Annotated in this window: 40 protein-coding genes and 2 tRNA genes; 22 read left to right on the top strand and 20 right to left on the bottom strand. The window is 60.7% G+C overall.

The annotated features are described in order from the left end of the window. Window positions 1-5: 5 nt before the first annotated feature. Together AB7783_RS08570 and efp are read right to left on the bottom strand one after the other, a co-directional pair. Complete coding sequence (locus AB7783_RS08570) at window positions 6-1,235, bottom strand: lytic murein transglycosylase (RefSeq protein ID WP_441277379.1); 1,230 nt, start codon at window positions 1,233-1,235, stop codon at window positions 6-8. 168 nt (window positions 1,236-1,403) lie between these two features. Next, window positions 1,404-1,970 (bottom strand): elongation factor P, encoded by a 567-nt coding sequence (gene efp / locus AB7783_RS08565; protein WP_068736546.1) that lies wholly within the window; start codon window positions 1,968-1,970, stop codon window positions 1,404-1,406. Between the two features lie 138 nt (window positions 1,971-2,108). Between efp and epmA the strand changes: the two genes are divergently transcribed. From epmA to AB7783_RS08550, 3 genes are read left to right on the top strand one after another with little or no spacing between them, the layout of a single operon-like run. After that, complete coding sequence (epmA, locus tag AB7783_RS08560) at window positions 2,109-3,161, top strand: EF-P lysine aminoacylase EpmA (protein WP_441277378.1); 1,053 nt, start codon at window positions 2,109-2,111, stop codon at window positions 3,159-3,161. Further along, complete coding sequence (locus AB7783_RS08555) at window positions 3,158-4,258, top strand: lysine-2,3-aminomutase-like protein (RefSeq protein ID WP_441277377.1); 1,101 nt, start codon at window positions 3,158-3,160, stop codon at window positions 4,256-4,258. The genes epmA and AB7783_RS08555 overlap by 4 nt, the downstream gene beginning before the upstream one ends. Window positions 4,259-4,298: 40 nt before the next feature. Then, on the top strand, window positions 4,299-4,577 hold the full coding sequence (locus AB7783_RS08550) for a hypothetical protein (RefSeq protein WP_081422013.1): 279 nt from the start codon (window positions 4,299-4,301) through the stop codon (window positions 4,575-4,577). 23 nt (window positions 4,578-4,600) lie between these two features. On the opposite strand, the gene AB7783_RS08545 is transcribed toward AB7783_RS08550, so the two are convergent. Both AB7783_RS08545 and AB7783_RS08540 read right to left on the bottom strand, forming a co-directional pair. Further along, window positions 4,601-5,176, bottom strand: coding sequence for an HdeD family acid-resistance protein (locus AB7783_RS08545; RefSeq protein ID WP_441277376.1), 576 nt, complete (start codon window positions 5,174-5,176; stop codon window positions 4,601-4,603). 122 nt (window positions 5,177-5,298) lie between these two features. Continuing rightward, a complete protein-coding gene (locus tag AB7783_RS08540; protein ID WP_120289484.1) occupies window positions 5,299-6,324 on the bottom strand; it encodes a PrsW family glutamic-type intramembrane protease in 1,026 nt (341 codons plus the stop codon). 156 nt (window positions 6,325-6,480) lie between these two features. Here AB7783_RS08540 and AB7783_RS08535 point away from each other — a divergent pair, with 156 nt between their 5' ends. Beyond that, the gene (locus tag AB7783_RS08535; protein WP_068736902.1) at window positions 6,481-6,741 is read left to right on the top strand and encodes a hypothetical protein; all 261 of its coding nucleotides are present in this window, start codon (window positions 6,481-6,483) and stop codon (window positions 6,739-6,741) included. A 3-nt stretch (window positions 6,742-6,744) separates the two neighbouring features. On the opposite strand, the gene AB7783_RS08530 is transcribed toward AB7783_RS08535, so the two are convergent. Continuing rightward, a complete protein-coding gene (locus AB7783_RS08530; protein WP_199712062.1) occupies window positions 6,745-7,035 on the bottom strand; it encodes a hypothetical protein in 291 nt (96 codons plus the stop codon). A 192-nt stretch (window positions 7,036-7,227) separates the two neighbouring features. On the opposite strand from AB7783_RS08530, the gene AB7783_RS08525 reads away from it, so the two are divergent. After that, the gene (locus AB7783_RS08525; protein ID WP_441229731.1) at window positions 7,228-7,821 is read left to right on the top strand and encodes a DedA family protein; all 594 of its coding nucleotides are present in this window, start codon (window positions 7,228-7,230) and stop codon (window positions 7,819-7,821) included. Window positions 7,822-7,842: 21 nt separating this feature from the next. Here AB7783_RS08525 and AB7783_RS08520 read toward each other — a convergent pair whose 3' ends face one another. The 3 genes from AB7783_RS08520 to AB7783_RS08510 form a co-directional block, all read right to left on the bottom strand. Continuing rightward, entirely contained in the window at window positions 7,843-8,079 is a 237-nt protein-coding gene (locus AB7783_RS08520) for a hypothetical protein (RefSeq protein ID WP_441277375.1), read from the bottom strand. A 135-nt stretch (window positions 8,080-8,214) separates the two neighbouring features. Next, window positions 8,215-8,754 carry a hypothetical protein gene (locus AB7783_RS08515; protein WP_120290300.1) on the bottom strand — a complete coding sequence of 180 codons (540 nt, stop codon included), beginning with the start codon at window positions 8,752-8,754 and terminating at the stop codon, window positions 8,215-8,217. Between the two features lie 158 nt (window positions 8,755-8,912). Continuing rightward, window positions 8,913-8,987, bottom strand: a tRNA-Glu gene (locus tag AB7783_RS08510). Between the two features lie 329 nt (window positions 8,988-9,316). Between AB7783_RS08510 and AB7783_RS08505 the strand changes: the two genes are divergently transcribed. Continuing rightward, window positions 9,317-9,571, top strand: a complete 255-nt coding sequence (locus AB7783_RS08505; RefSeq protein WP_175368958.1) for a PilZ domain-containing protein — start codon at window positions 9,317-9,319, stop codon at window positions 9,569-9,571. Window positions 9,572-9,583: 12 nt separating this feature from the next. Continuing rightward, window positions 9,584-9,736, top strand: coding sequence for a hypothetical protein (locus AB7783_RS08500; protein WP_158596794.1), 153 nt, complete (start codon window positions 9,584-9,586; stop codon window positions 9,734-9,736). A gap of 21 nt (window positions 9,737-9,757) precedes the next feature. Here AB7783_RS08500 and AB7783_RS08495 read toward each other — a convergent pair whose 3' ends face one another. The 4 genes from AB7783_RS08495 to AB7783_RS08480 form a co-directional block, all read right to left on the bottom strand. Beyond that, complete coding sequence (locus AB7783_RS08495; protein ID WP_441277374.1) at window positions 9,758-10,405, bottom strand: glutathione S-transferase family protein; 648 nt, start codon at window positions 10,403-10,405, stop codon at window positions 9,758-9,760. Between the two features lie 330 nt (window positions 10,406-10,735). Beyond that, a complete protein-coding gene (locus tag AB7783_RS08490; protein ID WP_441277373.1) occupies window positions 10,736-11,185 on the bottom strand; it encodes a VOC family protein in 450 nt (149 codons plus the stop codon). A gap of 137 nt (window positions 11,186-11,322) precedes the next feature. Further along, a complete protein-coding gene (locus AB7783_RS08485; RefSeq protein WP_244558297.1) occupies window positions 11,323-11,490 on the bottom strand; it encodes a hypothetical protein in 168 nt (55 codons plus the stop codon). A gap of 163 nt (window positions 11,491-11,653) precedes the next feature. Further along, window positions 11,654-12,178, bottom strand: a complete 525-nt coding sequence (locus AB7783_RS08480) for a PAS domain-containing protein (RefSeq protein WP_439071778.1) — start codon at window positions 12,176-12,178, stop codon at window positions 11,654-11,656. Between the two features lie 160 nt (window positions 12,179-12,338). Between AB7783_RS08480 and AB7783_RS08475 the strand changes: the two genes are divergently transcribed. The 3 genes from AB7783_RS08475 (at window position 12,339) to AB7783_RS08465 (ending at window position 13,377) form a co-directional block, all read left to right on the top strand. Further along, window positions 12,339-12,464: a hypothetical protein gene (locus AB7783_RS08475; RefSeq protein ID WP_283805494.1), complete on the top strand. Its 126-nt coding sequence runs from the start codon at window positions 12,339-12,341 to the stop codon at window positions 12,462-12,464. Between the two features lie 207 nt (window positions 12,465-12,671). After that, window positions 12,672-12,857, top strand: a complete 186-nt coding sequence (locus AB7783_RS08470; protein ID WP_147421635.1) for a hypothetical protein — start codon at window positions 12,672-12,674, stop codon at window positions 12,855-12,857. A gap of 298 nt (window positions 12,858-13,155) precedes the next feature. After that, window positions 13,156-13,377 carry a hypothetical protein gene (locus tag AB7783_RS08465; RefSeq protein WP_147421636.1) on the top strand — a complete coding sequence of 74 codons (222 nt, stop codon included), beginning with the start codon at window positions 13,156-13,158 and terminating at the stop codon, window positions 13,375-13,377. 33 nt (window positions 13,378-13,410) lie between these two features. On the opposite strand, the gene AB7783_RS08460 is transcribed toward AB7783_RS08465, so the two are convergent. Then, window positions 13,411-13,578, bottom strand: a complete 168-nt coding sequence (locus AB7783_RS08460; protein WP_158596795.1) for a hypothetical protein — start codon at window positions 13,576-13,578, stop codon at window positions 13,411-13,413. Window positions 13,579-13,833: 255 nt separating this feature from the next. Here AB7783_RS08460 and AB7783_RS08455 point away from each other — a divergent pair, with 255 nt between their 5' ends. Further along, window positions 13,834-14,007 (top strand): DUF3606 domain-containing protein, encoded by a 174-nt coding sequence (locus AB7783_RS08455; RefSeq protein ID WP_120289587.1) that lies wholly within the window; start codon window positions 13,834-13,836, stop codon window positions 14,005-14,007. An 82-nt stretch (window positions 14,008-14,089) separates the two neighbouring features. Here AB7783_RS08455 and AB7783_RS08450 read toward each other — a convergent pair whose 3' ends face one another. Both AB7783_RS08450 and AB7783_RS08445 read right to left on the bottom strand, forming a co-directional pair. Then, entirely contained in the window at window positions 14,090-14,455 is a 366-nt protein-coding gene (locus AB7783_RS08450; RefSeq protein ID WP_089264240.1) for a PRC-barrel domain-containing protein, read from the bottom strand. Between the two features lie 96 nt (window positions 14,456-14,551). Beyond that, window positions 14,552-14,797, bottom strand: a complete 246-nt coding sequence (locus tag AB7783_RS08445; protein WP_081422011.1) for a hypothetical protein — start codon at window positions 14,795-14,797, stop codon at window positions 14,552-14,554. A 467-nt stretch (window positions 14,798-15,264) separates the two neighbouring features. Here AB7783_RS08445 and AB7783_RS08440 point away from each other — a divergent pair, with 467 nt between their 5' ends. Continuing rightward, on the top strand, window positions 15,265-15,591 hold the full coding sequence (locus AB7783_RS08440; protein WP_089264243.1) for a hypothetical protein: 327 nt from the start codon (window positions 15,265-15,267) through the stop codon (window positions 15,589-15,591). Window positions 15,592-15,722: 131 nt separating this feature from the next. Here the strand turns inward: AB7783_RS08440 and AB7783_RS08435 are convergent, their stop codons facing one another. Together AB7783_RS08435 and AB7783_RS08430 are read right to left on the bottom strand one after the other, a co-directional pair. Further along, a complete protein-coding gene (locus AB7783_RS08435; protein ID WP_139069921.1) occupies window positions 15,723-15,908 on the bottom strand; it encodes a hypothetical protein in 186 nt (61 codons plus the stop codon). A 223-nt stretch (window positions 15,909-16,131) separates the two neighbouring features. After that, the gene (locus AB7783_RS08430) at window positions 16,132-16,299 is read right to left on the bottom strand and encodes a hypothetical protein (protein WP_158550333.1); all 168 of its coding nucleotides are present in this window, start codon (window positions 16,297-16,299) and stop codon (window positions 16,132-16,134) included. A gap of 281 nt (window positions 16,300-16,580) precedes the next feature. On the opposite strand from AB7783_RS08430, the gene AB7783_RS08425 reads away from it, so the two are divergent. The 3 genes from AB7783_RS08425 to AB7783_RS08415 all read left to right on the top strand — a co-directional run bounded on the left by AB7783_RS08425 (window position 16,581) and on the right by AB7783_RS08415 (window position 17,510). Then, complete coding sequence (locus AB7783_RS08425; protein WP_089264246.1) at window positions 16,581-16,787, top strand: hypothetical protein; 207 nt, start codon at window positions 16,581-16,583, stop codon at window positions 16,785-16,787. Window positions 16,788-16,947: 160 nt separating this feature from the next. After that, a complete protein-coding gene (locus AB7783_RS08420) occupies window positions 16,948-17,196 on the top strand; it encodes a DUF6719 family protein (protein WP_139212548.1) in 249 nt (82 codons plus the stop codon). Window positions 17,197-17,312: 116 nt separating this feature from the next. Continuing rightward, a complete protein-coding gene (locus AB7783_RS08415; RefSeq protein ID WP_089264248.1) occupies window positions 17,313-17,510 on the top strand; it encodes a DUF3606 domain-containing protein in 198 nt (65 codons plus the stop codon). Window positions 17,511-17,632: 122 nt separating this feature from the next. Here the strand turns inward: AB7783_RS08415 and AB7783_RS08410 are convergent, their stop codons facing one another. Next, a complete protein-coding gene (locus AB7783_RS08410) occupies window positions 17,633-18,106 on the bottom strand; it encodes a hypothetical protein (RefSeq protein ID WP_441277372.1) in 474 nt (157 codons plus the stop codon). Window positions 18,107-18,193: 87 nt separating this feature from the next. Here AB7783_RS08410 and AB7783_RS08405 point away from each other — a divergent pair, with 87 nt between their 5' ends. The 5 genes from AB7783_RS08405 (at window position 18,194) to AB7783_RS08385 (ending at window position 21,354) form a co-directional block, all read left to right on the top strand. After that, window positions 18,194-18,499, top strand: a complete 306-nt coding sequence (locus AB7783_RS08405; protein WP_441277371.1) for a hypothetical protein — start codon at window positions 18,194-18,196, stop codon at window positions 18,497-18,499. A 177-nt stretch (window positions 18,500-18,676) separates the two neighbouring features. After that, the gene (locus AB7783_RS08400; RefSeq protein WP_120289604.1) at window positions 18,677-18,991 is read left to right on the top strand and encodes an H-NS histone family protein; all 315 of its coding nucleotides are present in this window, start codon (window positions 18,677-18,679) and stop codon (window positions 18,989-18,991) included. Window positions 18,992-19,095: 104 nt separating this feature from the next. After that, window positions 19,096-19,857, top strand: a complete 762-nt coding sequence (locus AB7783_RS08395) for an SIR2 family NAD-dependent protein deacylase (RefSeq protein ID WP_441277370.1) — start codon at window positions 19,096-19,098, stop codon at window positions 19,855-19,857. Between the two features lie 193 nt (window positions 19,858-20,050). Beyond that, window positions 20,051-20,710, top strand: coding sequence for a cold-shock protein (locus AB7783_RS08390; RefSeq protein ID WP_170849667.1), 660 nt, complete (start codon window positions 20,051-20,053; stop codon window positions 20,708-20,710). A gap of 164 nt (window positions 20,711-20,874) precedes the next feature. Beyond that, entirely contained in the window at window positions 20,875-21,354 is a 480-nt protein-coding gene (locus AB7783_RS08385; protein WP_089264252.1) for a DUF192 domain-containing protein, read from the top strand. Between the two features lie 21 nt (window positions 21,355-21,375). On the opposite strand, the gene AB7783_RS08380 is transcribed toward AB7783_RS08385, so the two are convergent. Both AB7783_RS08380 and AB7783_RS08375 read right to left on the bottom strand, forming a co-directional pair. Beyond that, window positions 21,376-21,452: transfer RNA gene (locus AB7783_RS08380), tRNA-Pro, on the bottom strand. A gap of 91 nt (window positions 21,453-21,543) precedes the next feature. Beyond that, complete coding sequence (locus AB7783_RS08375; protein ID WP_093758518.1) at window positions 21,544-22,728, bottom strand: OpgC domain-containing protein; 1,185 nt, start codon at window positions 22,726-22,728, stop codon at window positions 21,544-21,546. Window positions 22,729-22,991: 263 nt separating this feature from the next. On the opposite strand from AB7783_RS08375, the gene AB7783_RS08370 reads away from it, so the two are divergent. Next, entirely contained in the window at window positions 22,992-23,297 is a 306-nt protein-coding gene (locus AB7783_RS08370; RefSeq protein WP_089264254.1) for an ETC complex I subunit, read from the top strand. Window positions 23,298-23,463: 166 nt separating this feature from the next. Beyond that, complete coding sequence (locus tag AB7783_RS08365; RefSeq protein WP_089264255.1) at window positions 23,464-25,068, top strand: carboxyl transferase domain-containing protein; 1,605 nt, start codon at window positions 23,464-23,466, stop codon at window positions 25,066-25,068. Window positions 25,069-25,070 lie beyond the last annotated feature (2 nt).

Here is a 25,070-nt window from a genome sequence, read left to right as displayed (position 1 = left end):
ACGGCTCAGCCGCCTTGCCGCAACCGCGCGAGCACCTTCAGCCCGCCATAGCCATCCGCCGGCAGCAGACCCATCTTCGTTTGATAGTCCTTCACCGCTTTCATCGTGTCGTTGCCGACGCGGCCATCGGTGCCGCCGGTGTCGAAGCCGGCGCGGGTGAGGCGAGTTTGTACTTCCTGCACTTCGGCGAGTGTGAGCGCGCGTTCCGAGCCGGGGAACGGCTGGATGAAAGGCGGCGCGCCGAGAATGCGATCGCCGAGATGGCAGATCGCCAGCGCATAATTCATCGACGGGTTATAGCTGCGCACGGCGTAGAAGCCCTGGCCGAGCAGGAAGGCCGGACCGCCCTGCACAGGCACCCAGAGCTTGGCATTTGCAGTGGCCTGCGGGAACGGCTGTCCATCGGCGCGCGTAACGCCGGCTGCGGACCATGCTGCAAAACTGCGATTGCTATCCGATGAGCCGGCGCCATTGGCGCGGACTTCATAGCCCCAGTGTTCGCCGCGCGGATATTTGCCGCGATTGACGAGGAAGCGTGCGCTTGAGCCCAGCGCATCGTCAGGCTTGCCGAACGGCGAGACGCGGCCGTCGCGGTCATAGTCGATGCCGACATTGAGCCAGACTTCCGGCATCCATTGCGTGTGGCCCATTGCACCGGCCCAGGAGCCGCGCATCTCGTCGGGCGTGCCCCAGCCCTTATCGACGATCTTCAGCGCGTTGATGAGTTCGGTTTCCCAATAGGCGCGGCGGCGCGGCTCGTTCCATGCGAGCGCCGCGAGTGAGGGAAACACCGGGCGCATGTGGTTCTGCTGCACGATGGGATCGCCATAGGCGGACTCGACGCCCCACAGCGCCAGCAATGTGCCCCGCTCGACGCCGAAGTCGCGCTCGATACGGTCGAACACGCCGTCATACTTGCGCAGCGCTTCCTTGCCGGCGGCGATGCGCCAGTCGGAGGCGCGGCGGTTGATGTATTGCCAGAGCTGCTCGTGAAATTCCGGCTGCTTCTGCATCTTGGTGAACACGGACATGTCCGGCTCGATACGGCCCATCACGCGCGAATAGGTCGCGTCGGAGACGCCTTTGGCAATTGCCTTTGCACGAAAGCCGTCGCGCCACGCGTCGAAGCCCGGAGGCGCCGCAAAGGCGGTCCCGGGTAGGGCCAGCAGCGCGCCGGCACCCAGGCCGGAGCGGAGCAGGCTGCGTCGGTCGATCAGGGAATCGCGTGCGGTCATGCGCCACTGTAGCCGCATGATTTGCGCCATGGCAGGGGCAATGCGTCGCGGCGCGTCAACGCAATCAACGGATTGATATCATGTATAAAAAAGACCGCCGGAAGCCATTTTCGGGCGTCCGGCGGTCTTGCGAAAAACTTGCGGCAGTCTTGCGACAGCCGGGATCCTTTAGTCCTTGGCGCGCTCGATGTACGAGCCGTCCTCGATCAGCACCACGATGCGTGTGCCGGTGCCGACATGCGGCGGCACGTTGGTGCGGACGCCGTTGGACAGCATCGCAGGCTTGTAGGACGACGATGCGGTCTGGCCCTTGGTGACCGGTTCGGTATCGACGACTTCGAGGGTCGCGCGCTGCGGCATCTGGATCGCCACCGGAACCAGACCATGCAGCGACAGCTTTACGGTCATGTTCTCCTGCAGATAGGGCTCGGCATCGCCGATGACGTCCTTCTGCACCTGAACCTGGTCGTAATTGTCGTTGTTCATGAAATGGAAGCCGTCGGCATCCTTGTAGAGGTAATTGAAGTTTTGGTCTTCAATCGTCGCCTTTTCCACCTGGTCAGTGGTCTTGTAGCGCTCCGAGATCTTCACACCGTCGCTGATTCGGCGCATTTCGATCTGGCTGACCGGGGTTCCCTTGCCGGGGTGGATGTTCTCCGCGGACAGAACCACGTAGAGCTTGCCTTCCTGCTCGATGACGTTGCCCTTGCGAATAGAACTGGCGATGACTTTCACAGATATGTTTCCTAGATTTCAGGCCCGGGACCGATCCGGACGTGTGTGTCCTGTGGCCAGCGAAGCGGTTTCGGGGGGCAACATACTGATTTCACGCGGCGATGCCAGCGTTTTGCAACCCAAAAGGGCTGTTTGCCGATGACTGGAACCGACCGTCCGTCGCCCTGGTGGAGCCCGGCGCGACATCAGGACCGCCGGGGCTTCCTGCTGGCGCGGGGAGCGATCACGAAGGGTATCCGGACGTGGTTCGAGGCTCAGGGCTTCCTGGAGGTCGAGACTGGCGTCCTGCAGGTCTCACCGGGCAATGAGACCCACCTGCATGCGCCAAAGACGACATTGATCGACCGCGATGGCGAGCGGTTCTCGCGGTATTTACGAACATCGCCGGAATTCGCCTGCAAGAAGCTGCTGGCGGCGGGGGAGACGATGATCTTCGAATTCGCCCGGGTGTTTCGCGACCGTGAGCGCGGCGACAAGCACCTGCCTGAATTCACGATGCTCGAATGGTATCGTGCCGAGGAGAGCTACGAGGCTGTGATTGCCGATTGCGTGGCGATCATTGCACGCGCCGCGCAGGCGACGGGCATCAAGCAGTTCACGTTTCGCGGTCAGGTTGCCGATCCGTTCGCCGAGCCGGAGATGTTGACCGTGGCAGCGGCGTTCACGCGTTTTGCGGATATAGATTTGCTTGCGAGCATCGATGGCGCCGAGGGCGATCGCGCTAAGCTGGCGGCTGCTGCAACTGGCAAGGTACGGATCAGCGATGACGATACCTGGTCGGATATTTTCAGCAAGATTCTGGTCGAGTATGTCGAGCCGCATCTCGGGCAGGGACGGATGACTGTGCTGTTCGAATATCCGGCGCCGGAGGCCGCATTGGCGCGCACCAAAGAAGGCGACCGACGCGTGGCTGAGCGGTTTGAGGTCTATGCGTGCAGTGTAGAACTCGCCAACGGTTTCGGCGAGTTGACCGACGCTGACGAACAGCGCCGCCGCTTCACGGAAGCGATGGACGAAAAAGAGCGTCGCTATGGCGAGCGCTATCCGCTCGATGAGGAGTTTCTTGAGGCCGTCGCAACGATGCCGCCTGCATCCGGCGTTGCACTCGGCTTCGACCGGCTGGTGATGCTGGCCTCGGGCGCGACGCGGATCGATCAGGTGGTGTGGACGCCGCCGGCAGGTGTGTCATGAACCGTCACGTGAAAGTTGCGACGACCCTGCGGCAAGCCAGCGACCTCATCGAAAACGGTCTCGCGCCAGCCTCGACGCTGGCCGATCTGGAGAAAGTCGCCGCGCGTTATGCGGTCGCGGTGACGCCGGCCGTAGCCGCACTGATCGACAGCAGCGATCCTGACGATCCGATCGCGCGCCAGTACATTCCGAGTGTGGATGAACTGAACGCGCAGCCCGAAGAGAACGCTGATCCGATCGGTGATCACGCCCACGCGCCCATCGACGGCATCGTGCATCGTTATCCCGACCGTGTGCTGTTCAAGCTGGTACATGTCTGCGCGGTGTATTGCCGGTTCTGTTTCCGCCGCGAGATGGTGGGGCCGGGCAAGGAGACCGCGCTGTCGCGTGAGGCTTATGCAGCGGCGCTGGATTACATCCGCAGTCATGACGAGATCTGGGAGGTAATCCTCACCGGCGGCGATCCCCTGATGCTGTCGCCGCGGCGATTGAGCGAGATCATGGCGGATCTCGCTGATATCCCGCATGTAAAGATCATTCGATTGCATACGCGGGTCCCCGTGGCTGATCCCGGCCGCGTGAGTGCGGAAATGGTGGAGGCATTGAAAGTCACGGGTGCCAGCACATGGGTGGCGCTGCATGCCAATCATCCGCGCGAGCTGACGGATGCTGCACGTGCGGCCTGCGCGCTTATGGTGGATGCCGGCATTCCCATGGTGAGCCAGTCGGTATTGCTGCGCGGCGTCAATGACGATGCGGCGACGCTGACGGCACTGATGCGCGGTTTCGTCGAGTGCCGCATCAAGCCCTATTATCTGCATCACGGCGACCTCGCGCCTGGCACCGCACATTTGCGCACCAGCATCGCGGAGGGACAGGCCTTGATGCGCGCCATTCGAGGCAATGTTTCCGGATTGTGCCAGCCGGATTATGTGCTCGATATTCCCGGCGGTTATGGCAAGGCGCCGATCGGTCCCGAATATTTGTCCGAGAATTCTTCAGTCAACCTCAAGCCTGACGGTGAAGCTTCTGCGGAATCGGTCTATCGTGTGGTGGATTACTGCGGCGACGTTCATATCTATCCACCGAAGCCGTAGCGATCGGCTTACACGCGCCACCTGGTGTCGGAGACAAAAAATGAAAACATTGTTCGTGATGACGGCAGGCCTGTTCGTTCTCGGCCATTCGCTGGCTCTGGCGCAGGATTCGTCCCGCAACCTGCCACCCAAGGGCCTGCGCTCGCAGCCGACCACACAGACCAACAGCGGCGGTGCTCTGCCAGAGGCTCCCGTCGGCCATCGCCAGCCGCGCCCAGGCGATTTGCCGCCGGAGACCGGCAAGAACGATCCGTCCCGCATCGACGCGCAGGATCGCGAGCTTGATCGCATGATCAAGAATATCTGCAAGGGCTGCTGAGTCCCTGCAGACAGTTGGCGGGGTCAGGCCTTCTTGCGGGCGGCCATCGCCAAGCCGATCAGCGAAGCGCCGCCGATCACCAGATTTATGCCGACCATCAAGCCGATGGCCCAGGCTGCCGTGCCGGGCAGGCCCGAGATGATGATGAAGGCGATCACGATATCGATCAGACCGGAGAAGGCCATCCAGCTCCAGCGCTCGGACAGCTCCTTGCGATGCTGGAGCGCGTACATGATGGTCGCTACGCCCTCGGCGAGGAAATAGACGCCAACCACGAATGTCAGTGTCAGCGTGCTTTCGGCCGGGCGCGTAAGCAGAATGATGCCGGCGCCGATGCCGAGGATTGCTGAAATCAGCGACCAGATGAATCCTGGTGTCTGACGGGCCCAGAAGGTCATCAGCAGCGCTGCAACGCCCGAGATGAAGAACATCCAGCCCAGCATGACGGTGACGGCGATGCTGGCCACCTGCGGCACGATCATCGCGGCGAAGCCGAGGATCACCAGCACGATGCCCTCGATCAGAAATGCCTTCCAATGCGCGCGCACGGCGTCGCTCATCTTCGATTGCAGCTCGGCGAGGTTGGGCGGCATGGTCATGGCGGCATGTCCTGATCTGGCCGGCAGCATGCTGGCCGTACCTTGCATTTATCCGCTCACACGCGGAAGCGTGCAAGTTTGTTGATCGGGAATAGCTCGAATGTCGCGTGAGGTCTTGAACGTTACGACTGCGCGGTCATGGCCGGTGCGGCCGTGCGCATGCGGTTGCGCCCGAGAATATAGGCTGTCGTCGTCAGCACCAGCAGCACGGCGCCGATGGCGATCGATGCCAGACCGAGCGGGATCAGCACCATGGTGACGTTGCGCGCCGGGTTCGTAAACCAGTGATGAATCGAAGTCAGCAAAAAGGCCGTGCCGGCAAAGCCCGCACCGCCGCCGGCAACCAGCAGTGCCCACATGCCGCGCAACTGGCTGAGCCTCTCGCGTGACACCTCCGTATGCGGTGCATGATGCGCGCCGATCCGCCGGACCAGCCGCGCCGCCAGCGCAATGGTGCCGAAGCCGATCACCACGCCGGCAGCTTCCAGCACGCGGCGCATCACGCCGACGATTTCCGGATGACGCTGCAGCGTCAGCAAAGGAAGATCGAAACAGGCATGCAGCGTCACCGGCGCGAGAACAATGAGCATGGGCGTGCGAATAAAAGCCCAGCCGTCGCGGCGATGGGCGCCGAGCGCGCGGCCGGAACGGGTGATGGCGATGTAAGCGCCGGCGATGACGCCGAGCGCGCCGTGAAATGGCACGGTCAGCACGCTGCGCAGCACCGCGAGCGTCCGCCACATGTCGGGATATTGCAGGAGATAGACGAGATTCTCGTAGGCTGCGAAGCCGAGGCCGGCGGCGGCGCCGTAAACCACCGTGTCCATCGGATCGGCCGTCCGGGCGCGCTGGGTGGACACCGCGATGATGACGAAGATCTTCACGATCTCCTCCGGCGCGGCGACGCCAAACACGGCGTGGAGCACCATGGCCAGGGTCGGGTTGTCCGTAAGGCCCGGAATTGCCGCGAACAGCGCGCGGGCATAGCCGAGCAGGGAGATGCTGGCGGCCCCCAGCAGGAATGACGCCCAGACCAACCCGGGCGGTCCCGGCCGTTCATCGGCAGCAATCACCAGCCACAGCAACAGCAAAGCTGGTGCCACGGCGGCGATACCGATCACGGTGGGGAGCGATTCGAGCAGGTTCATGGAACTTAATTATAGACGGCCGGGCAGACCGGAAAGAGTGACTCTTGCGGGAGCCGCCTGCGACAAAAGAGAAGCGAGCGGGCCCGGGCCAGGGCCGGAACCAATCAGTGTTCGGTCGATTGGGCTGACACAGCTCATACTGCACGGGAAATGACCATGGCCGACGACGCAAAGACACCCCCCTACATCTACGAAGGCGTCGAGCCCGTGCCTGAGGCCAGGTCGACAATCACAGAAACGATCACGGATGTGAAAGAGGCGGTGACCGAGACCGCGCACCGCATCGGCGGTGCCATCGAGTCCGGCAAGAAGCCAGGGATGCCGTTGAGCATCCTGGCCAATGTGGCGCGGGAAGCGCCGCTGGGGTCGCTGCTGGTTGCTTTTCTGCTGGGCGTCGCCGTGGCGCGCCGGCGCTAGGCGTCAGCGAATCCGGGCCGGCACCAGATTGACCGGCTTCGAGGTCCGCAGCGATGCTGGCTGGTAGGCCGAAGCGGGTGCGAACACCGACTTGCAGCCGTCGCTAAGCTGAGACTTGTTGCGGATCATGCAAGCCGTGACGCGATCGACATCCGGGATCTCCGAACTACAGAGACGCATCGCATCGCCCGTGCAAAGCTGTTCCTGCTCGGCGCTGTAGGCGTGGCAGACGGTGGTCAGCATGCCGAATGCAAGAACGGTGGCGGCGGCGAGCTTCGCGGTGGTGAATGTCATCGTGTGTCCCTCGATCTTGTGTCCATCCGTGCGCCGATCGGCGCGTCGTTGGAGTGATGGGATAGAGGGCGTTCGCTTCAGGCGGTTTGCGCGGAGGCGAGGAAACGGTTTCTTCGACCGCGGTTTTGTTTCATTGCTGGTGATGGACGAAACACAGCCTGAACACAGCGTGCCGGTCGGAATCCCACCCTGATGGACATTATTCAGAAAATCTCGGCGCTGATCGCGGCGCAAGCCGATTTGGCTGGACCGCTCGGTTTCGTCATCGCCTTCTTCGGATGTCTAGTCGGCTCCAGTTTCGTCGTTCCGGCTGCGGCCATCGTGACGGCGACGGGGGTGCTGATCGGCGCCGGCGTGGTGTCCTGGACTTTCGTCCTTTGGGCCATCGGCGGCGCGGTGCTCGGCATGAGCGTGTCCTATGAGCTCGGCAAGCGGTGCGGGCCGCGACTGCTGGAGATGCGGATGCTCCAATCGCGTCAGCAACTGGTGGCGCGGGTACGCGGGCTATTCGAGCGCTACGGCATCGCGGCGATCATGGTCGGCTACCATATCGGGCCGGCGCGCGCACTGGTCACCAGCGTCGCGGGCATCGCCGGCATGCCGCGTCTGAAGTTCGAAACTGCCAGTATCGTGTCAGCAATGGTCTGGATCGTCGATCACGCCTTGATCGGCGTCATCCCCGGCACACTCATCGACGCCGACAGTCCATGGTTGCTCCCGGTGACATTCGGAGCACCGGTCGTCGTGATCGTGCTGACCGTGATGTTGCTGCGCAAGGCGTTGTAGCCCCAGCGCCAACGTCTCGCATCACGCGGCCTTCGAGATCTTCTTCTTGAGATGCCCGGTGTCGTGATCGCGGCGGAGCTGACTGAGCGACGTGTCGTTGAGCTTCGGCAGCACTTCGCTGAGTGTGAGCGTGTCGGGATGCCCGGCTGCGAAAAACTTGCCGTAGATCTTGCGGAGTGTTGCCAGTGTGGTGTTGCCGTATTTCTCGGTCATCGCGCTGTCGTGCGCGTGAAGGTGATCGCCGCCGTCATGCTTCATGTCTCGCTCCCTGCCGGTATCGCATGATCTCGCACCTTGAGCAGTGCAGATTGCGTTCGGCCAGACAGACTAGGCGCGGTGCTGTGGAGAGTACAAGCAGTTCAGGTGTGCTCGGAAGCAATCGCGCGGGATGGCTTAGCCGCGCGCCCCGGGGCGCTTGCGCTGCACAACGATCTTCATCTTCTGACGGCCCTTGCTTGCCGCGGCGCGGGAGCGTGAGCGGCGCGGCTGCTCTCGCGCGGCAGGCTTGTCGTCAGTCGCCGAGGTGCTGGCAAAAGACTGCCGGAGAGTGTCGAGCGTGGAGGTGAGGGCGCCAACCTGCTCGTTGAGCTTGCGCGCTTCGTTCTGCTGCGCTGTCATCAGACGCTGCATGGTCTGCAACTGATCCTGCACGACCTGAAGCTGATCGATCGACTGCTGCTGCGTGGCCTCGATGCCTTTGGTCTTTTCGATCAGCTGTTCGGACGCCTGCGCCACACGGGCCTGTTGCAGGCGCGATGCGGTGAGCCGCTCCGGCTCCGGCGTTGCGCCGCTGTAGCTGCGCCACGTGAAGATGCCGCCGATGCCGATCACGACCAGAAACAGGGCCGCAGCCGCAACCATGATCGGCTGTTGGCTAATGCGCCAGGTGTGACTGGGTTCGGACGCGTAACTGTGCTGGGAAGCGCTCGGCATGATTTCGACCATGAAGCTCGAAGTCCTATGGCGTGTGATCGTTCCAATCCGCGACAAAACCATCCAGAACGCGTGAATTTCGGGAGGTTCGCGGCCAAGTTCAACGAAAATAAGGCTCGGGTGGCAATAACGTGGCCTAACCCAGGGCAGTGCGCGAATGGCGCTCCCTAGCGGAATCGAACCGCTCTCTCCACCGTGAAAGGGTGGCGTCCTAACCGATAGACGAAGGGAGCAAAAAACCCCGGCCGATCCAGCGGCCCGAAATCAGGCCAAGGATACCGCGGTTCTGCACGGCTATTTCTAAAATCGCCGCAACATCAAAGCTTTAGGGCTGATCTATCGCGGGCGGCACCGACCGAAAGCAAATCAGTTTGGTGCCAGCGGCCGAACGTATAGTGACGTTTGTTCAGGTCGGCAAGTGGGCGGTGAGGGATCAGGTGGATGATCCCCATGCGCGGCGCACGGACCTTGTGCACAGGACATTTCGAACTCTTCTGCACCTCTCAACGGTTCTTAAAGCATGCGGGCTTAAGGCTCTCTCCCGGGGGCGTGGAGTGATGCGATGGCAGTGACGAAAAAACGCGACACACGCCGGTCCGTACACCAGGCCGCATGGATCACGCTGGACGGTGGATTCGCGGCCCGGCAATGCAATGTGCTGGATCTCTCGGCCTCCGGCGCGAAAGTCGTCGTCGACGATCCCACGTCGGTCCCCAACAAGATGAAGCTGGCCTTCTCGCGCGACGCACGCACCGGGCGTACGTGTGAAGTGGTCTGGCGCCGCGGCAAGACGCTGGGCGTTCGCTTCATCGCGTAGGGCTCCACCATCGTGCGCCCCGATATCGTCATTCCCGTATTGATGGGCTGCGCGCTGCTGTGGTGGATCGGCCGTGGCATGAACTGGACCATGCGCCTGGTCGTGGCCGGGATCACGCTGGTGTTGATCATGGGCATCCTGCTGCTCGAACGTTCGTTGAACTAACGTTCAAGCGAACGCCTGCGCTCAGGAGAGCGGCGGCGCGACATAGGTCTGGAAGCCAGGCCGTGCCGAGATCACCTGATACCAATGTTGCAGATGCGGAAGTGCAGGGCGCGTGACACCCTCGACGCCGAACCAGCGCCGCGCGTAGCAACCGATGGCGATATCGGCGAGGCTGAAATCGTCGCCTTCCATCCAGGTCTGACGGGAGAGCTGCCGGTCGACCATCTCCCACAGCGCCGCATTGGCGTCCGCGGCTTTCTGCAGCGCGGCCATGTCGCGGTCGGCGACGGGCGTCCGCACCAGTCCCCAGAACAACGGGCGCTCGGCCGGCTGCAATGTCGTCAGCGTCCAATCGAGCCAGCGCTCCATCCCGGCGCGCACCTTGGGGGCGGATGGATAGAGCGTTGATGTAGCGCCATAGGCCAGGGCGACATAGCGCATGATGGAATTGGATTCCCACAGCACGAAATCGCCTTGCACCAAGGTGGGCACGCGGCCGTTGGGATTCATCGCCAGATAGTCGACCTCGCTGTTGCGGCCAAATTGCATGCCGGCATCGATGCGCTCATAGGCGACGTCGAGTTCATGGCAGCACCACAGAACCTTTTGCACATTGACCGAATTGGCGCGGCCCCAGATCTGCAGGGATGGAGTGGGAGTCTGTGACACGATGAACCTCGCTGGCGAATAAGCGCCGCAGGTTTAGCCAGCAACGCGCCGCCATCGCAAGGCCGGTCTCGTGCTGACCTCTCACAAAGGAGCGAGCCCGCAAACGAAACAGGCCCCGCGTGAGCGAGGCCTGTTCATGGGTTCAGCTTGGGAGGCGTCAGCGACCGAAGAAGAGCCACAGCAGAATGATCACCGGAATCGGTACACCCAGCAGCCAGAGCAGAATTCCACGTCCCATTGTCTCAGCCTCCATGAAATCAGTATCGCATCAACAACGCGGCACTGCTCATGGCGTTCCACCGCTGCACCTGCAGCGATGCGTTTTGTGAGTTACCAATGTCCGGTGTTGGGCATTGACGACCATGGCTCCTGCGGCGGCAGTGCGTCGCCTTTCTGCAGAAGCTCGATGGAATGCAGATCGGGCGATCGCACGAAGGCCATCTGGCCATCGCGCGGCGGACGATTGATGGTGATGCCGAGCTTCATCAACCGGTCGCAGGTCGCATAGATGTCGTCGACCTCATAAGCGAGATGACCGAAATAGCGATCCTCGCCATATTTCTCTTCGTCCCAGTTGTAAGTGAGTTCGACCAGCGGCGCGCCTCGTCCCTTGGTCTTGGCAAGTAACGCCTCGTCTTCGGCGGCGCACAAGAACACCAGAGTGAATTTCGCCTTGTCGTTGTCGACCCGGCGGACTTCCTTGAGCTTGAGCGCATCGGCATAGAATTTCAGGGCCGCATCCAGATTGCGGACGCGCAGCATGGTGTGAAGGTAGCGCATTGGGATTGTCTCCATGGGATCGACACAAGCGTGCAACCACTAGGGCAGCGGCGCTTGCCATAGCAGCTAAACAAGACAAATGGCAGATGTCGTCTTGAGAAAGAGGGCGCACCATCTGAATTGTGAAGAGCGTTCCCTCAGGCGCTGACATCCACGATGGCGGGCGTATCGATTTCCCGCTTGTGCCAGACGGTCAAATCCTTGCGCGGCTTCTCCCACGCATATTCGTCACCGTTTTTTTGCAAATGCTGAATGGCCGCCACATGGGCGTCATCGGCGCTCTTGGCCTCCACGACGATCTCCACGGATTCCTCGACGGAGCGAACGACGACGACGCTAAAAAATTTCCTTGCCATGCGGGCATAACCGGCAGCGCAAGACTACGTTCCCGGCGACGATGTATTAAGCCGTGACCGCAGCATTTTATCGGCAACGCTGTCGTAAAGGGCAATCTCGAACCGTACGGGACTAGGTCGGGACGATGCTGAAATGATGGTCATCGATCTTCTCCCGCGTAATGTCGACGATGGCGCCGGGAAACCGAACCGCCTTGCCCGACGAATCGAGCGTGCACTTGCCGCGCGCATAGACCCAATGCGTGTCGCCGTGAGAGACGACGCGATATTCACGGGAGAACACCTGACCGGTCGTCAGTGAGCGATTGATAGCGGCGGCGACATCATCGATGTCGTCCGGATGAATGGCATCCAGCCAGTCTTGTAATGGCGTGCCCCGCGAGGCCAAATCCGCATTGACGCCGAACAGACGGGCGAATTTGCTGTCTGCATAGACGCGGTCATTGGCGATGTCCCAGTCCCACGTGCCGACCAATCGATCCTGGATACTGGAATCGCCTTCATGATGACGCACGCCGCTCTGGGCGGCTTCGAGCGAAGCCATCCGCAGGATCTGCGCGAGAACTGTCTGATGGCTCGCCTGCGCCGAGATGGCGAGCTCCCTGCAGATCTCCGAGATGGGCCGACCGACAATCATCACCGCTCCCGGAACTTATTGGCCAACTGATCGTAATATTGCGTATATTGATGGGCATTCAATTCAACGTACAGGGAAAGGTTCCGAAACCTTTCTGTACAACTTGGGAGTGTTACTCGTGTGGCGGTTTGGAAGGGCTTCGGACGAGGAGGCCTTAAAAATGGTTGTGACTTACCTCACCATTAACGAGCCGGAGCGCCGTCGCGAAATATTCGAACTCGCTGAGAAGTATGCGAAGGAGACCTGCGCTCCCCCGATCTCGCAGGACAACGTCGATAAGAAGTAACACGCCGAGGAAGTAACGAACCAGGCAGGAGCGCTTCACGATGCGGCCTGTAGTTTAGTTTGATCGCGGGAGCGCCGGAAATTAACAGTCCACAACGGCTTCGTTAAAATCCGATCGGCCAAGTAACCTTCATCGGTTAGGTTAAAACCAGAGTATGATTGCGCGGAAATAAGAGTGAGCTATTCATTTCCCATCGAGGGAGTGACCATGTCCGCTTCGTTTCACAATGCCGACAAGCCGACGCATCGACGGGTGATGCTGGTGGGATTTCTGTTCTGCACAGCCTTTGTCGCGGTGAGCTTCTTCGCCCGGCCGCAGCCGGCAACGGACCATGTCCTGCTGAAAGCCGACAAGCTCACTCGTACCGCCGGCCAGCCTGTGGCTGCCAACTAGCCAAGCAAGGCGTCAACGCTGGCTTGGCGTGGTGTTCGGGCTAAAGGGCATGATCACGCGCACCGGCTCTTGCGACACAGGTCGCTCATAGGCGACACGCTGGGTGTTTTTGCTTGCAACAGCGGGGGTCGGCTCGAGGACCCACGGTACGAAGGCGATCATTCCGCAGACAAGCGCGACCGCGCTGAGCAGCAATACACCATTATCTTCTTCTCTCGGTCCCATGCCATGGAAACACCGCACTGCGGCATTCGTTCCAATGAGCTATGCGACCGCATACAAGCGGCGAGGGAAGACCATGAGAATTATCGTTGTTGGACTGCTGATCGCTGTCATCCCGCTGCAGGCCTTCGCTGCGGCGTCGAAGAAGCCAGTGGCAACGAAGCAGAGCATGACGCCGGCACCACGAAAACCAGATCCGTGTAAGCAATACGGCGCGGGCTTCGTCCAGGTTGAGGGGACGTCGACCTGCATCAGGGTCGGCGGGAGCGTCGGCATTGGTGGGGGCGTTTCGCAATAGAGCGTGGATCGCCGGCGGGACTGGTGGCTAACCTCAGACCTTCTTGTCGAGCTCGACCGGCGCCTCCGGCGGCTCGTGATGGTCGTCATAGGCCCGTTTCGCCTGCAACTGGTCCCATGCCCCCTTGCGCAATGACAGCCGACCGTAAGGCGGCGGGTTCGGCCTCAGTTCGACGGTTTGAACGACAAGGGCTGTGGACATCATCTCCCATAATGCCGCGGGTGCGATTGGGTTCTCCGAGCTCTGGAAGTGCAGTTAAAGCCGGGTTGGCGGAATCTCCGGCATTTGAACGATTACTTGTGTGGCAGGTGAGCGGCGCCCGGAACAAGTCACAGTCGTGCATGTTTTGCACTCACCAAACGGCATATGGGACACCTTGCGTGGACGAAGATTTCAATGACGCCGGCGAGCAGCTCGCCATTTATATCAACCAGTTAATTGAAGAGGCCGACGACGATGGACGACCGGAAGAACAAGGGTCAGCCGGATCGCAGCAAGATCAACATGCACGAGGCGCATGAGGTGAAATACTGGACCCATCAGCTCGGTGTGTCCCGCGAGAAGCTGCAGGCGGCGGTGGAGAAAGTCGGCAATGCGGCTGCGGCAGTGCGCAAGGAACTGGCGCACTAGAGTGCCGATGCATCGGACTGGGTGAACAAACAAGAACGGCACCCGATCGGGTGCCGTTCTGCTGTGTGGTATATCCCGGGCGTCAGATGCCCATGGGAACGCCGTAGTAATCGTTCACCGCGCGGGCCCGCGATGTGTCAGCCCAATTCCAACTATTGTCGTTGCCGTATTTGGGAGCGTTCTCCAGCTGCTGCTGCGTTACGCCAGTGCGATAACCGCCCAGTGCGGTATCATATTTCAGCGACTGCCAGGGCAGGGGATAGTGATCGTCGCCGATGCCGAGAAAGCCGCCAAAGCTGAGCACAGCGTAGGAAACCCGGCCACTCTTCTTGTCGATCATCACGCGCTCGATTGAACCGATCTTCTGGTCGTCAGCGCCGAACACTGCGGTGCCTTCGACCTTGTCGCTGCCAATCAGGTTACCTTGTTCACTTGCTTCGATGGGCATGTAGAGCCTCCCTTTTGGTTGTGTCTGGCCAACAGGTAAAAGGGAGAAACGTTCCTACGTCGTTGCCCTGCAAATGTTTTGGGAAGCCCAGCGTCGTCAGCGACTGGCCACGAGACGCAGGCGCGGCTTCAACGTATTTTGCAAGTCGTCGGCAAGCTTGAGGACCCGCGGATCGCTGGAGCGGGCTGCGCAGGTTGAGAACTGATTGACGGAGCGGACAAGAGCCTCGCGTTCTTCGCGCGTGCGTGTGACATGCGGACTCGACAGGCGCAGCACCATCTGGCCGAGGCCGACGAGCAATTCGTCGAGCGCTTTGTCGATCTTTGCGATCTGTTCAATCATCGCCATTACTCCACTGCTCGCACGCGTGTCCGTGCGACACCGCGTACATTCATGGAGAGGAAAGCGTCGGCTTTGCGAGCCGTTCCGATAACCGCCCCCTCATGGTGAATGAAACGTGAAGGCGGTATGGGGCGCGTTAAGGCTTCACCCCGAGCTAATCGGCGCCTTGTCGCGGGGGAGCGCAGCCAAGCGACGCGTATAGGGTGACGGCTTCATTTTGCGATGCGTCACGGGAATCATCTTGTCGCGTCCGTTGTGTTCGTCGAAAGCGCGAAGCCGCTCTCGGATGAATTCGGGGTGCGCCGCGTGAAAGGCCTGAAGCTGGCGTGCGAGCTGCGCACGGCGATAGCGAATGGGCATCATGACGCACCTCCGGTCTGGAACCCGAGCGGTGAAATCTTACAGGCCCTGAAACCAACAAAAAAGCTTGGCGTTATTTGGCCGGTGGTGAACAGAAAGGGTATCACATGAAAAAGGCAGCATTGATCCTGGCCACTGTCGCAGCCATCGGCACGACCGCCATGACGGCGCCTGCTGAAGCGCGCGGATGGGGTAGAGGTTGGGGACCGGGTCCCGCAATCGGCTTTGGTATTGCCGCAGGTGCGCTGGCCGCGGGGGCCTATGGTGCGTACGGACCGTACGGATACGGATATGGCCCACGCTATTATGGCTACGGTCCCGGCTACGGCTATTACCGACCGCGCTATTACCGTCCGGCTTACTATGGCGGTTATTATGGTCCCGGCCCCTATGCCTATGGCCCGCGTTACTATCGCAGCTATGGTTATTGGTAGGGGCTGAACAACATCAAGGTCCGGAGCATTGCTTCGGGCCTATTGCGCTGCACGCGCGTGACGCGCATTCAATAAAAAGCCCGCCAGAAATGGCGGGCTTTTTATTGGTCGCTGCTGCGAGCAGATCGTAGCTAGTGCCGCACGCGGCGCTCCTGACGGGGTGTCACGAACTCGTTCCAGTCGGTGGCCCGTACCTTTTCGATCGTGGTCTCGTAATAGTCTTCACGTTCGCGCTGGAACTTCGCCTGTTTCTCGCGAAATTCTGCCACCCGGCGTTCCATGTCGGCGCGTGCCGCTGAAATTCTTTCTTCGTTCATTCTCTTCTCTTCGTTTCGCTCCCCAAGGAGAGCATCGATGCCGAATGCGGCATCAATCCGATCTTTGCAAGGCGACCGGTGGATAAGTCGCAGCGCGCGACGCTCACGCAAGCTGAGATCTCCCGCACCGAATCACCGGCAAAACAAAACCTCGCATCACCGCTGTGAAGCGAGGTTGGAGGTTCCAGCGCAGACGTAACGCCGCCGATGCCAAAGGGTTCCGTTATTCAGCACTCTCCAACGCAAGCGCCTGTTCGAAATCCCGCATCCGCGCATTGACCCAGTCTTCGTCCTGACAACTCAACAGCAGCATTTCTCGTTCTGCCTTGCGGCAGAATTCCGGATCCGGATCGATGCTTTTCCAAAGGTCGATACGTGCCTGCAAATCCATGTCAGTCTCCCTGTTTTCCAGCCGCGTATGCCCCGCCAACCCGGCGATTCCTGTGACGTCCCGATAAAACATTGGCGAATGATGTTCTCTATTTGTTCTACTTCAGGTCAGCCATTCTGTCCATCGGGATCTCGCTGCGGCACATTGGAATGCACGGAAATTCTGCAGGGAATGGTGCGATCCGGGGTCCCGATTTTGATCGCGATGGAGAGTGTCATCGTCATCGGCTATAAGGCCGCTCGCTCGGGGCCTTTTGCTTCGGCGTCTGTCAGGAGAGCTGCATGAGCAAGCAGGCAATGCGCGAAGAGGCCGAGCGTCTGATCCGCGAGACTATGGAGCGCAAGGCGCTGGTGGTGAAGCAGGGCGACACACGGATTATGACGACCTGCGGCAAGTGCGGCGCGGCGAACAAGGTCTCGGCGCCAAAGGGTGTCGCGCGGGTGTCTTTCACCTGCAAGGAGTGCGGTCACGAGCAGGTCACGCTCTGACCCTATGCTGAGACCGGAAATCGGCGCGAAAATTGCTTTGTGTTTCGCGGTGGTCCGGGGCAATAATTGCGGTAACGGCTCGGGCAGAGCTGACTGCAAAAATTGAAGGGCGTGAACGATTACCCTTGGACCGGTGCGTATTGCTGTGTTGGGGACGACCATGCGTTTTTGGGTTTTGGGGACTTTCGGAATTTCTCTGGTGGCGTTGGCCACACCTTCCGCCGCTCAGTCCATTCGGACAGCTGAACCGCTCATCCTGGCGCCTTATGAGAGCGCGCTGGTCCAGGACGGGTCATGTGCGGCCGGCAAGATCTTAAAGGTCACCGGCGCCATTCGCGGCCTGCGCCGCAAAAAGCTTTGCATCCCGCTCAATGAGATCCAGGCCTCGCTGGGCTCGGTGGTTCAGTAGCCGCTCGCGGCAAGGCTTGCTTTGGCTGGACGACTTTCCGAGATCGCATCAATCGCCTGTTAACGTTGGAGCGAGCGCTCGCTTGGGCTGTACGGGCGACGTGTTACCCTGCCGGCATGATCAGTCTCGTCCCAGTCGCTGTCGTCCTGGCGTCCGAACGCGGCGTCCGGCCGGCGCCGGTGATCGATTCCAGTGACGCTACCCAGCGCGACTATTGGGCCTATCGGCTAAGCGTCTCGCCGACCGAATTGAACGCCGCGATCGAAAAGGTCGGCTCTTCGGTTGCCGCCGTGCGGCGACACCTCGGCAAATAGCCAGGACCAACGGACCTCCCTTCGAGTTGAAGCTCCAGCAAGCCGAAGCCCGCAAGGCGAAAGCCCCGCCGGGGGAGGACGGGGCTTTCTGAAAACAGAGCATAGGGGAAACTGCTCCGGCTTTACAACCGGTCGCGCCCGGAATCGTTCCGCAGCGTTGTTCGGATACGCGTCTGCATGGCTTCGTAGTAGACGTCGCGCTCGTGGATCATCTGGGCCTGGCGAGCCTTGAACGAAGCAACGCGCTTGAGGATCTCGGCCCGCTCAGATGGGCCCGAATAAAGCGGATCTCTCTGGGCAGGAGATGGCACGTTGGTAGGAACTGCAACAGGAATGTCCTGCGAACTACGCTCCGAGGTTTCAATTGCCGCGTTCGCCGCATGTACAATCAGAGCAGGAGCCATCAAACGATCTGCGTCCACGGTGGCAGGCGAGGTGACGGTTTCCGTTGAATCGGACGCGTGCGACGGCGCGTGGCTCGGCGGTTGCCAGATGTTCAGTCGCTGGGCCGCGACCGGATGCGCGGCGGCGACCTCCTGTACGAATGCGAGCGTCTGCGCGACCAGTCGGTCACGCTCTTCTTTCCAAGATGCCATGACGCGTTTCCCCAATCCCGCATCCATTCTCTGCGAAGCGTGAGCTCGACGTCAATTGAATTGCATCCATCATGATGTCTTCGGTGGATGATCGTGCTGCCGCGCTTGCGGCGCATGGATGTTACCGCTAGTTCGGAACAAACGGAGATTTCCATGGCCAAGATCGATCTGGACTCACTGAGCATCGAGGAACTTGCGGCACTGCGCGATCATGCATCCGACAAGCTGGCGGAAAAAGTTGCTGCGCGTCAGTCTGAGCTCGAAGCCGAGTTGGATAAGCTCGCGCAGTACGGCAAGTCCGTGAAGAAGTCTCAGGCAACGCCGGTGGCAAAGCCGAAGAAGGACGATCTGCCGAAGAGCGAGCTCTCCGCCGATGTCTCGCGGGCTGCATAAAGATTTCGCAAATCGGTATTTGACTACTTAAGGGCGGAGCTCATTTCAGCTTCGCCCCGATATTTGATTTTGATGTGGTGTTTTGACACCGCCCGCATTTCATTTAATTGACGCACGCTGGCGCGTATTTTGCGCGCCTTGGGAAGGAGTGCGGACGCATTTGATCGGAGCTTGTTTATGCCGGCCCTTGATATCAAGTCTCTTTCGGTTCCCGAACTCCTCGCATTGCGGGAGGATATCGACAAGCAACTGCAAGCCCACCGTGCCGAATTGCAGGCGCAACTCGCACAGATCAGAAGCGTCGATGGCAAAACCAGCCGTGTCAAAGGCATCAAGGTTCCGGCGAAGTATCGCCATCCCAAGACGGGAGAGACTTGGACCGGGCGCGGCGGTGTAGCGGGCTGGCTCGCGAAGGAGATCGCCGCCGGTCGCAAGCGGGAAGACTTTTTGATCGACAAGCCCGCAAGGAATGGACGCGCCAAAGCGAAATAGATCCAGGAAACGTGGCGACGAAGCGAAACATGCGTTGATCCCGGCATGGCACCGGATCCCGGTCTGCGGCATTGTCGTCGGATCACTTCCTCTCGGACCTTCCAATGATTGCAACCGACCTTCGCACTGGCGTGGATCGTCTTGGCGAGATGATCGCCGAAGCCAGAACCATCGTGCCGTTCACCGGCGCGGGGATCTCGACCGAAACGGGCATTCCCGATTTCCGTTCGCCTGGTGGTTTGTGGACCCGTAACCGGCCAATTCCGTTCGACGAGTTCGTCGCCAGTCAGGATGCGCGCGATGAAGCCTGGCGCCGGCGCTTTGCGATGGAAGAGACATTCGCTGCCGCCAAGCCTGGTCGCGGGCATCGCGCGCTCGCCTCGCTCTACAAGGCCGGCAAGATTCCCGCTGTGATCACCCAAAACATCGACAACCTGCATCAAGCGTCCGGCTTCAAGGCTGATGCTGTGATCGAGCTGCACGGCAATACGACCTATGCGCGCTGCATCGGTTGCGCGAGGCGCTATGAGCTCGATTGGGTGAAGAGCAGATTCGATTCTGAAAGCCAGGCGCCAGACTGCACGGTATGCGGCGAGCCCGTGAAGGCTGCGACGATCTCATTCGGTCAGGCGATGCCTGAAGATGAGATGCGTCGCGCAGCTGAGCTATCGCAGCACTGCGATCTGTTCATTGCGATTGGATCGTCGCTCGTCGTGTGGCCCGCGGCGGGATTCCCGATGATGGCGAAACATGCCGGTGCACGCCTTGTTATCATCAACAATGAGGCGACCGAGCAGGACGATCACGCTGACCTTGTCATTCGCCATGATATCGGCGAAACGCTCGGACCATTCGTCGGAAATTGATGCGCATCTGATTCGTTTGAGCGCAAGCTGTTCATAGCTGTCACTGTGTTCGTTTTTTGTCTTTGCTGATCAGGCGACAGTGTTATCTTCGAATCGAAAGATTCGCACCGCGCCATCGTGAATTAGCTTCGATGGGGCATGTGAGATGGCGCTGACAGGGCTGACAGCGCAAATGATAGTGGGATCCGGGGCCATGGGGTCGGACGCATTTGAGTCCAAGCGGTTGGGGGGACTGATTCCCGGAGCGGGTGGTCCGCGACCAGGGAATGAGCTTTCAGGCAACGCAAGCCGCGACGCACTCGACCCCTTTGCGGGCGTCGGCGAAGGCAACGCCGTCGATCTCGTCGAGATCAGCGGTGTTATCAAGTGGTTCGATGCTTCCAAGGGTTATGGCTTCATCATTCCTGACAATGGCGCAGCCGACGTGCTCCTGCATGTGACCGTGCTTCGCCGCGACGGCTACCAGACGGCCTATGAAGGTGCCCGTGTGGTCGTTGAATGCACCCAGCGGTCCAAGGGCTATCAGGCTTTCCGCGTTGTCTCGATGGACGAGTCGACTGCCATCCATCCCGCGCAGATGTTGCCGCCGCGCACTCATGTCAGCGTGACGCCTACCAGTGGCCTCGAGCGGGCGCAGGTGAAGTGGTTCAACCGGCTGCGTGGCTTCGGCTTCCTCAGCTGCGGCGAAGGCACGCCGGATATCTTCGTCCACATGGAAACCCTGCGCCGCTTCGGCATGACCGAGCTGCGTCCCGGCCAGTATGTGCTGGTGCGCTTTGGGCCCGGCTCCAAGGGCATGATGGCTGCCGAGATCCAGCCCGAAGGCGGTACGCCGGGTCTTTCGTCGCACTAAGCCGTCTACGGTTTTCCAAGTTTCTTGCGGGTTTCCTGCCAGCCTTACCGTCCGAGGGCTATCACGCGGCTGTGCATCACGACCGTCTGGCGCTGGCACGCGTCGTCAGGCTAGGGTCGCGCCGCCCGGCGTCCTGACCGGGCTCTTTGCTTGGATTGCCCTTCATGAGTCTGTTTCGCTTCGCCGCCCGCTGCCGCCTCTCGATGCTGGCGGTGATCGCCGCTCTGGCCCTTGTCGGCCCTTATAAGCCAGCCGCAGCCGCCGAATTCCAGCCGCTCGAAATCGTCACCAAGTCAGGTGTGCGGATGTTCTCCGTCGAAATCGCCAAGACCGACGAGGAGCGGGCGACCGGTCTGATGTATCGCAAGGAGCTCGCGGATGGCCGCGGTATGCTGTTCGACTTCACGCCGGAGCAGCAGGTCTCCATGTGGATGAAGAACACCTTCGTTTCGCTCGACATGGTCTTCATCAGCGGCGACGGCCGGGTGCTCCGGATCGCGGAGAATACCGAGCCACAATCCCTCAAGATCATTTCATCGGGAGGCCCGGCACGGGCTGTTCTCGAAGTGGTCGCTGGTACCGCCAGAAAATATGGAATCGCGCCCGGGGACCAGGTGGTCCATCCGCTGTTCAAGAAGCGCTAAGTCATTGAATATAATGGGGGATGGTCGGGGCACTAGGATTCGAACCTAGGACCTGCGGTACCCAAAACCGCCGCGCTACCAGGCTGCGCTATACCCCGACGATGCGGTGTCGATACACGCTTAGGCCGGGGGCAGCAAGGCATCTGCCGGCGATTTCTCGCCTGTCCCGCACCATGTTCGACAACGGGTCTATTCTGCGGCTTTCGACGGCGATGCCTGCTGTTCTGACGTTGCGGGAGCTGCCGGCTTCGGCAACGGCTTGTCCTGCTTCTTCGACCACGAGATGTAATAGGCCACGCCGGTCATGATTCCGATGCCGGCGGCGCTGACGAATATTTGCGCCAGCAGCGAGCCCGACGACATCATCAGCTGGAAGTGGCCGACGAAGGACAGGAACACGCCGACGCAGAATACGGCGAGCGACTGCTGGCCGCATTTGATGAGCGGCTGAAACACCGGCCACTCCAGGCCTTTCCATTCCTTCGGCACGAAGCGGGTGACGAAGAAGGCGATGATCACGAAATGCAGCACGCGATAGGGCGCGAGGTTGGTCTTGTCGTTTGGATTGAACGCGTCGAACAACCAGTCCGGCATGATCATGTGGCCGGTGTCCGGGAAGCGACCGGCCATGGTCATGACAAGCGAGAACAAGAGATAGGCGATGCCAAAATACAGCAGCACCTTGGAGCGGATCACCGAGCGTGACTCGAGCGCGCCGCCGAGCGCGAACCAGGCGCCGAACACAAACAGTAATTGCCAGGTGAACGGGTTGAAGTACCAGACGCCGTAGGGATAGGCGGGCAGATTCCAGCCGAACTGGCGTGCCGCGAAATACAGCGCCAGCGACGCCAGCATCGTCAGATCCGGCTTGCGCAGCATCATCCACAGCACCGGCGGGAACAGGCCCATCAGCACAATATAGAGTGGCAGCACGTCGAGATTGAGCGGCTTGAACTTGAGCAGCAGACCTTGCGTCAGCGTCTGGATCGGATTGTCGACCAGACCGGCAACGTTGAACTCGTTGATGATGTCGGGGTCGTTATAGCGCTGCGCCACATAGCCGATGGCGGCGATGTAGATCACGAACAGGATAACGTGGGCGACATAGAGCTGCCAGACCCGCTTGGTGAGGCGCGTAGCGCCGACGATGAAGCCCCGCTCCAGCATCATCTTGGCGTAGACGAAGGACGCCGTGTAGCCGGAAATGAAGACGAACAGGTCGGCCGCGTCGGAGAAGCCATAGTTCCGGGTGGTGACCCAGTTCACCACATTGTCGGGGATGTGATCGAGGTAGATCGCCCAGTTGGCGATACCGCGGAACAGGTCCAGCCGAAGGTCTCGGCCTTTGGGGGGAAGGATGGCGTGAATATCCATGGGTGCCGCTTCAGGAGCCCTTCGTGATGCCGAATTGCGAGATCAGATAGACCGCTTCGTGCCCCGATTGTCACGACGCCGTGGAACGAATATACACAATAACGAAGCCGCCAAACGACGGAATCACGGATCAAATTCGTGACAATTGGATATACCAGCCCCGCCGTTTTCACCAATTTGTCGCAGTGTCGCAGCTGACCAAGGCCGATCCCGAGACGCTAATCCCGAGACGAAGGCCCATCCTTAAAAGGCTATCGCATTCCATGACCGCACGTATCTTCAAAGCCCCCAAGAACGCCATGCAGGCCGGCCTCGCCAAGACCAAGGACTGGCAGCTCGATTACGAGCCGGAGCAGGCGCGGGTGATCGAGCCCCTGATGGGCTGGACGTCGTCCGGTGACATGAAGCAGCAGCTGTCCATCCACTTCGACAGCAAGGAAGAGGCGGTCGCCTACTGCGAACGCGAAGGCATTGCCTATCAGGTGATCGAGCCCAAGGTGCGTGCGCCCCGGACCATCGCCTATGCCGACAATTTTGCGTTCCGCCGCTCGGAGCCATGGTCGCACTGACGACCGGTTTGCGGGCAAATCAGCCTCCGTAACGCTCCAAATCTCACCCTGACCAGCACCGAAAGTTAGGGTTGCGTCCCGCCACGACGGGGTGACACCATCATGGCAGGCCCGTTGCCGGGCCGCCGTGCAAACAAGAAACAGACCCTGCAGGAAACGGAAGCCGATGTCGCTTCGCTCCACGATCGATCCCACCTCGGCCGAGTTCAAACGCAATGTCGATGTGATGAAGGCGCAGGTTGCCGAGCTCAAGGACAAGCTCGGTGCGGTCGCCGGGGGCGGCGGCAAGGCGTCCCGCGCCAAGCACACCGCGCGGGGCAAGATGCTGGCCCGCGAGCGTGTCGATCTGATGATCGATCCCGGCACGGCCTTCCTCGAACTCTCGCCATTGGCCGCCAACGGCCTCTATGGCGGCGATGTCCATTCCGCCAGCGTCATCACTGGCGTCGGCCGGGTGTCGGGCAGGGAGTGCATGATCGTCGCCAATGATGCGACCATCAAGGGCGGCACTTACTATCCGATGACGGTGAAGAAGCATTTGCGGGCGCAGGACATCGCGCGGCAGAACAATCTACCTTGCATCTATATGGTGGACTCCGGCGGCGCGTTTCTGCCGCAGCAGGACGACATCTTTCCGGATGAGCGCCATTTCGGCCGCATCTTCTACAATCAGGCGCAGATGTCGGCGCAGGGCATTCCGCAGATTGCTGTCGTGATGGGCTCGTGCACTGCCGGCGGCGCCTATATGCCGGCGATGTCCGACGAGAGCATCATCGTGCGCAATCAGGGCACGATCTTCCTCGGCGGTCCGCCGCTGGTGAAGGCCGCAACCGGCGAGGTTGTCACCGCCGAAGAACTTGGCGGCGCGGATGTGCATTCGCGGCAGTCTGGCGTCACCGATCACTACGCACAGAACGATGGTCACGCCATCGGCATCGCGCGAAAAATCGTCGCGACGCTGAAACCACCACAGCGGGCCACACTGAACATGCAGGCGCCCCGCGATCCCGTATACGCGGCTGAAGAACTCTACGGTGTCATTCCTGCCGACGCGCGCAAGCCGTTCGACATGCACGACATCATCGCGCGCATTGTCGACGGCTCCGAATTCGACGAGTTCAAGAAGCTCTACGGCACGACACTGATCTGCGGCTTCGCGCATATCTGGGGTTTCCCGGTCGGCATCATCGCCAACAACGGAATCCTGTTCAGCGAGAGCTCGCTGAAGGGCGCGCATTTCATCGAGCTCTGCTGCCAGCGCAACATCCCGCTGGTGTTCCTGCAGAACATCACCGGCTTCATGGTCGGCAAGAAATACGAAGCCGGCGGCATTGCGCGCGATGGCGCCAAGCTGGTGACAGCTGTCGCCACGGCCAACGTCCCGAAATTCACAGTGGTGGTCGGCGGCTCCTACGGCGCCGGCAATTACGGCATGTGCGGCCGCGCCTACAGCCCGCGCTTTCTGTGGATGTGGCCCAATGCCCGTATCTCGGTGATGGGCGGTGAGCAGGCAGCGATGGTGCTGAGTCAGCTGCGCCGCGACAATATCGAAGCCAAGGGCGGCACCTGGTCGACCGAAGAGGAGGAAGCGTTTCGCAAGCCGACACGCGACCAATTCGAGACCCAGGGCAGCCCGTATTATGCGACGGCGCGCCTCTGGGATGACGGCGTGATTGATCCCGCAGATACGCGCCTGGTGCTCGGACTTGGTTTGTCAGCGTCGGCCAATGCGCCGATCGAGCCGACGCGCTTCGGCCTGTTCAGGATGTGATG

This window comes from Tardiphaga sp. 172_B4_N1_3, from assembly GCF_052076035.1.
GTDB lineage: Bacteria > Pseudomonadota > Alphaproteobacteria > Rhizobiales > Xanthobacteraceae > Tardiphaga > Tardiphaga robiniae.
Note: the sequence above shows the minus strand (reverse complement) of the source record. Positions and strands in the feature narration are given on the sequence as shown.